General features: G+C 62.8%; 6 protein-coding genes. 3 read left to right on the top strand and 3 right to left on the bottom strand.

All coding sequences use genetic code 11. The features are described from left to right. From Q1V51_RS08355 to Q1V51_RS08345, 3 genes are all read left to right on the top strand, one after another. A partial coding sequence (locus Q1V51_RS08355; protein ID WP_300555266.1) for an ABC transporter ATP-binding protein occupies positions 1-621 on the top strand: 621 nt, incomplete at its 5' end. Further along, positions 621-1,772 carry an ABC transporter permease gene (locus Q1V51_RS08350; RefSeq protein WP_300555263.1) on the top strand — a complete coding sequence of 384 codons (1,152 nt, stop codon included), beginning with the start codon at positions 621-623 and terminating at the stop codon, positions 1,770-1,772. The genes Q1V51_RS08355 and Q1V51_RS08350, both read left to right, overlap by 1 nt. Positions 1,773-1,775: 3 nt before the next feature. Next, complete coding sequence (locus Q1V51_RS08345; RefSeq protein ID WP_300555260.1) at positions 1,776-2,951, top strand: ABC transporter permease; 1,176 nt, start codon at positions 1,776-1,778, stop codon at positions 2,949-2,951. Positions 2,952-2,965: 14 nt separating this feature from the next. Here the strand turns inward: Q1V51_RS08345 and Q1V51_RS08340 are convergent, their stop codons facing one another. The 3 genes from Q1V51_RS08340 to Q1V51_RS08330 are packed head-to-tail and all read right to left on the bottom strand — an operon-like array spanning position 2,966 to position 6,049. After that, positions 2,966-3,730: a hypothetical protein gene (locus Q1V51_RS08340; protein ID WP_300555258.1), complete on the bottom strand. Its 765-nt coding sequence runs from the start codon at positions 3,728-3,730 to the stop codon at positions 2,966-2,968. Positions 3,731-3,752: 22 nt separating this feature from the next. Further along, complete coding sequence (locus tag Q1V51_RS08335) at positions 3,753-5,093, bottom strand: dihydroorotase (protein ID WP_300555255.1); 1,341 nt, start codon at positions 5,091-5,093, stop codon at positions 3,753-3,755. Further along, complete coding sequence (locus tag Q1V51_RS08330; protein WP_300555252.1) at positions 5,090-6,049, bottom strand: glycosyltransferase family 9 protein; 960 nt, start codon at positions 6,047-6,049, stop codon at positions 5,090-5,092. The genes Q1V51_RS08335 and Q1V51_RS08330 overlap by 4 nt, the downstream gene beginning before the upstream one ends. Positions 6,050-6,109: the final 60 nt, after the last annotated feature.

The raw sequence follows: 6,109 nt of genomic DNA, 5'->3' as shown, positions 1-6,109 counted from the left end.
ATTTTCGAAGAGCTCAACATGACGATTGAGCAGGGTGAATTCATTGCCATCATGGGTCCGTCCGGTTCGGGCAAGACCACTTTGCTCAACCTGCTGGGAGGCATCGACCGCCCCTCCACCGGTTCCGTCGAGTGCGAAGGGATACGGGTCGACAAACTGTCAGAAGGCAATCTGGCCCGTTGGCGCTCGGCCAATGTCGGCTTCATCTTCCAGTTTTACAATCTGATGGAAACGCTCTCGGCGACGCAGAATGTCGAGCTGCCCCTGCTGCTCACAAACCTGCCGGCCAAGGAACGCAAGCGCCGGGTGCGCACCGCCCTTGAGATTGTCGGGATCGAGGACCGCGCCGGTCATCGCCCGGCCCAGCTCTCCGGTGGTCAGCAACAGCGCGTTGGTATCGCCCGTGCCATTGTCGCTGACCCGAAAGTCCTGCTCGCGGACGAGCCGACCGGCGATCTCGACCGCTCCACGGCGGACGAAGTGCTGGAAACGCTTCAGCTTCTGAACAAGGAGATGAACAAGACCATCGTCATGGTCACGCACGACCCGGCCGCGGCCGGCTATGCCAGCAAGGAACTCCACCTCGACAAGGGACGTTTCGTGGCGAAGGAGAACGCCTGATGAACCGGCTCACCCTCGTCCGAAAAAACCTGTTCCGCAAGAAGACCCGCTCGACCCTGCTACTGCTGTCGATCGCGATCGCCTTCCTGCTCTACGGTGCCCTCGGCGCCTTCAATCAATTCTGGGAAGATCCGCCCCAGGCCCCGACTCGCCTGGTGACGCTGAACAAGATCAACTTCACCCAACCCCTGCCCTACGCCTATTACAACCGGCTGCAGAGCGTGGACGGGATTGTCGCCGCCAGCCATGCCAACTGGTTTGGCGGCTATTTCCGCGAGCCGACCAATGTGGTGACGTCCTTCGCGGTCGAACCGGAAAGCTGGTTCACCGTCTATCCCGAATTCGACATGCCCGCTGACCAGCGCGCACGCTTCATTTCCGATCGCACCTGTATGGCGGCCGGCGCACCGATTGCCGAGCAATACGGCTGGTCGGTCGGCGATCGTGTTCCGCTGCAGAGCAATATCTTCACCCGCGCCGACGGCGCCGAAGCCTGGCAACTCGAAGTCTGCGCCATCTACACCTCGACCGCCGACACGGCCGGGGCGGGCGCTGTGTTGCTGCACTATGAGCTGTTCCGGGAAACCGCCAGCTTTGGCGGTAATAGCCTGGGCTGGTTCGTGCTCTTGACCGAAGACGCCGCGCTCAATGAGAGCGTCTCACGCGGCATTGACGACATGTTCGCCAACTCCTCGGCCGAGACAGAAACCTCGACCGAAGCCGCTTTCAACCAGGCCTTTCTGGAACAATTCGGTGACATCGCCACCATTCTCTCCCTCGTGATCGGGGCGGCCTTCGTATCCATCCTGATCATTGTCGGCACAACCATGGTGCTCTCCATTGCCGAGCGGACCAAGGAGATCGGTGTGCTCAAGACGCTGGGTTTCCGCAACAATGCCGTCTTCGGCATGGTGCTGGCGGAATCGGTTTTCCTCTCCTTGCTGGGCGGGTTGATCGGCCTCGGCCTGGCTGCCGGCTTGCTGGCGGCAGCTGAAGCGGGACTCGGTGATGCCTTCCCGCCGATTGTCATGACGGTTGAAATCGTGGGCTCGGCTGTCGCGCTGATGCTGCTCTTCGGTCTGATCACCGGCGTCATCCCGGCAGCCTCGGCCTTGCGGCTGAAGATCATCGACGCGTTCTCGAAGGGATAGGATATGCGCCAGACACTCGCCGTCATCTCCCTCAATCTCAAATCCATCCCGCGCCGGCTGGGCATGTCGACCGCGACAATCGGGGCTGTTGCCCTGGTCGTCGCCGTGCTCCTGGGCTTTCAGGCCATTGGCAATGGCTTCCGCGCCACGGCCGAGCGCAGCGGCGCCGAGGACATTGCCATCATGCTGCGCGAGGGCTCACAGGCTGAACTCAACAGCGGTCTGTCTCGCGACCAGGCCCGCCTGATCGAGGTCGCCGACGGTGTGGCCCGCGATGAAACCGATAACGGGATTATTTCCGCCGAGCTCTACGTCATTGTCGACGGGGTCCTGCGCGGGGCGCAGACCGAAGCCAATCTCGGCTTGCGCGGTCTGGAGGCCAATGGTCCGGGCATGCGTCAGGGCTTCCGCCTGGTCGAGGGGCGGATGTTCAGCCCCGGCGCGGCCGAACTGATCGTCGGCGAAGGGGTGCAACGCGAATTCCTCGGTTTTGAACTGGGCCAGGAAATCCGCCTCGGGACCAATAACTGGACCGTCGTGGGCATTTTCTCGACCGGCGGCACGGTGTTTGACAGTGAGGTCTGGTCCGATCTGGGTGTGCTGCAGAACCTCTATCAGCGTGGTTCCAGCGTGCAGTCCGTGCGCGCACGGCTGACATCTCCGGACGGGCTGGAACGCTTGCAGGCCTATGTCGAAAACGAGCCGCGGCTCAATCTCGACGTCCAGACCGAAGCGGAATTCTTCGCCGGCCAGTCCTCCGGCACCGCCGGCGTCATCTCCAGCCTGGGCTGGCCGCTTTCCATCGTCATGGCGATCGGCGCCCTCGCCGGTGCCTGGAACACGCTCTACTCCTCGGTCGATGCCCGGGCCCGGGAAATTGCAACCTTGCGCGCGATCGGCTTTTCCGGCTTTTCCGCCTTCATCGGCACCATGGCCGAAGCGGTCATGCTGTCCGCCATCGGGGGTGCTGTCGGCACCGGGATCGCGGTTCTCTTCTTCAACGGGCTGAGTTTTCAGGGGCTGGGTGACAGCTTCACCCAGGTCGTGTTCGACCTGTCGGTGACCTGGGATTCGATCGAAACCGGCATCACCCTGGCCATCATGGTCGGCGTATTCGGCGGCATCTTTCCCGCCATCCGCGCCGCCCGCATGCCGATCCTGGCCGTGCACCGGGGGTGATGCACAGGGGCTGATCAGCCGTAATAAGCATCCTCGGCCGCGCGCAGCTTTTCCTCGTCCTTGTGCGGGGGGAGGATTTCCATCTTCACGTGGCGGCGGCGATTGGTCGAAATGACGAAAAAGCGCTTTTCCGGATAATCCAGCTTGGCTTCCAGCATGGCCGAGGTGATCAGGTCGACATTCTTGAGATCATCATCCGACATGCCGAAAGAGTGAGGCAGGTTGCGCCCGAACTTGTCGAGCCCGGCCTCAACACATTTGCGGATCGCCATGCGCTTCAGACCGGCTGTGGTCAGATGCGGGCCCAGCTCGTCCCTGACATCCAGATTGGAGACCGGATAGATGGAAATATAATTCGGTTCCTCCGGCAAATGCCCCGCATCGACGAGCATTTTGATGCCCTCGCGGATGACTTCGCGTGAATGCTGGCGCGCCGTGATGATCGAAACCGGACGGCCCTTGAGCACCGCGTATTTGAAGATTTTCCAGGATGGCCCGCGCCAGTTGGCGGTGTCGAGGGCGCGGCGGATATCGCGCCAGAAATACTCTTCGCCATGACGGTCCTTGCCGTCGGCAAACTCACGATAGGCGCGCGCCGGCGGATCGGCCCAGTCTTCCCACAGGCCCGGCACGCCGAGATAGGAGCGGATCTCCTCATACTCGTGCTGGCGCATGGCCCGCTCCTCACCGGTCACCGTGTTCAGAAGATGAATACGGGTCGGAAGGTGGAGGATGTTTTCGTCGATGTCGAAGAAGTAGAAGCTCTGGCGCTCACTCACCGGGCAATCTCCTGAACGTCCGCTACCTGTCTTCCGGAAGCGCTTCCATGAACTTGACCGGTTCGCCCTGGCTCGGACCGACCAGCTCATCTTCGCGCATCACAATCTTGCCCCGCACGATGGTCGCCATCGGCCAGCCCTTGACGGTACGGCCATGGAACGGCGTCCAGCCGGATTTTGAAGCCGACCATTCATCGGTGATCTCCCGCGAATGGTTCATGTCGACCAGGGTGAAGTCGGCATCCCAGCCCGCCGCCATACGGCCCTTGTGGGCGATGCCGAAAATGCGTTGGGCGCCATGCGAGGTCAGGTCGACAAAGCGTTCCAGCGACAGGCGGCCGGCATTGACGTGGTCAAGCATGATCGGAACCAGGGTCTGCACGCCCGGCATGCCGGACGGGCTCTGCGGATAGGGGCGCGCCTTTTCTTCCAGCGTATGCGGTGCGTGGTCAGAACCGATGACGTCGACAACGCCGCGCTCGATCCCGCGCCACAGCCCCTCAATGTGATGACGCTCGCGCACCGGCGGGTTCATCTGGGCGCGGCCCTTGATCTCTTCGTAGATGCCCGGCGCCTCCAGCGTCAGATGCTGCGGCGTGGCTTCCACGGAGGCGATATCACGGTGATGGGCGAGGAATTCCATCTCTTCGGCGGTAGAGATGTGAAGCACGTGGATGCGCTTGCCGGTCTTGCGCGCCAGGCGCACCAGGCGCTTGGTCGACATCATCGCCGCTTCCGGGTCGCGCACCACCGGGTGGCTGGTCCAGTCGCCCTCAACGGCGAGGCTGCGACGCTCGGCGAGCCGGTATTCGTCCTCGGAGTGGAACGCAGCGCGGCGCTTGATGGCGCGCAGCACGCGCTCGACACCTTCATCGTCAGCGACCAGCAGGGAGCCCGTCGAGGCGCCCATGAACACCTTGACGCCGCAGCAGCCAAGCATGCGCTCCATTTCCGGCAGGATGTTGTAATTCTCATTGGTCGCACCGGCATAGAAGGCGTGATCGCAGTGCATGCGATGATGGGCGCGATTGAGCTTGTCGGTCAGCTTGTCCGGCTCGGTCGTGGTCGGCTCGGTATTGGGCATTTCGAACACGGCGGTGACGCCACCGAGCACCGCACAGCGCGAACCGGATTCCAGATCTTCCTTCCACTCCATGCCCGGCTCGCGGAAATGGACCTGGCTGTCGATTACCCCGGGCAGGACGTGCAGGCCGGTGCAATCAAACACCTCGCCCGCCGAGGCCTGGGAGAGATCGCCGATCTCGACGGTCTTGCCGTCACGGATGCCGACATCGGCGCGGCCGCGACCATCATGGTTCACCACTTCGCCGCCCTTGAGCAGGAGATCGAAGGTCTGGCTCATGACTGGGTCCTTTCGAAAAGATCTATGGCTGCCTGATACGCCGCATCGACCTCGAGGTCGAGCATCAGGCTTTCAGGCTGGAAACGGCGCTTGTCCTTGAAGCGCGCATAATGCTCGGCATAGGAGGTACTGCCGCGCACAACGGACGCCTTTTCGCCCCAGGGGCCGTAGAGGCGGTCATCGGTCGGCCCCATCAGGCCAAGCGTCGGGGTTCCGGCCGCGGCGGCGATGTGCATCAGCCCGCTATCATTGCCGATATAAAGACGCGGACGCTCAAGACAGGCGGTCACCAGGTCGAGCGGCAATTGTCCGGTCAGGTCGACCCAGCGGTCTTCGGCAATCCCCTCACGGATCGGCGCTGCGGCCCCTTCATCGCCCGGACCGCCGAAAATTGCCACCTTGGCACCAGCCATCGGGCCGTCCGGCGCGATCAGGCGATCGATGAGAGCGGCAAACCGATCACCGGGCCAGACCTTGTACGGCGCTGAGGCCGATGGGCAGACGGCAAGCCAGGGCTGAGCGTCATCCAGAATTCCGGCCGCCTCGGCACGGCGCTCTTCAGAGACGAAAAGCACCGGGTCCGGAGCCGGGTCGAGGCCGAGCACGCTGGCGGCCTCGAGCACCTTATTGATCGGGGTCCTGGACTGGCTGAGGATGTGGCGTTCACCCGCATTGAGGAAATAGCCGGTCGCGGAACAGCGGATATCGACCACCAGGTCCCAGCGCTTGCCCACCGTCTGTTTCCACAGATCGATCCAGTGACCGCCGCGCTTCTTCTTGGCCATGACGATGACCTCGTCCAGCCGCGGCACGGCCTTGAACAGCGGCGCCGCCAGGGGCCCGCAGGCAATGGTGAAACGTGCCTCCGGCCGGGTCTCGATCAAATGGTTGAGAAGCCCGGAATTGATGACCGCGTCACCGATCCGCGTTGAGGTTATAAACAGAACCCGTCCCATGCCAGCGGGGCATAACCCGCACCGGCCCTCTTGGCCAGCCATCAAGGCAATGGCATATGC

This window comes from Maricaulis sp. (assembly GCF_030149235.1).
GTDB lineage: Bacteria > Pseudomonadota > Alphaproteobacteria > Caulobacterales > Maricaulaceae > Maricaulis.
This window is presented reverse-complemented; position numbering and strand designations above follow the sequence as displayed.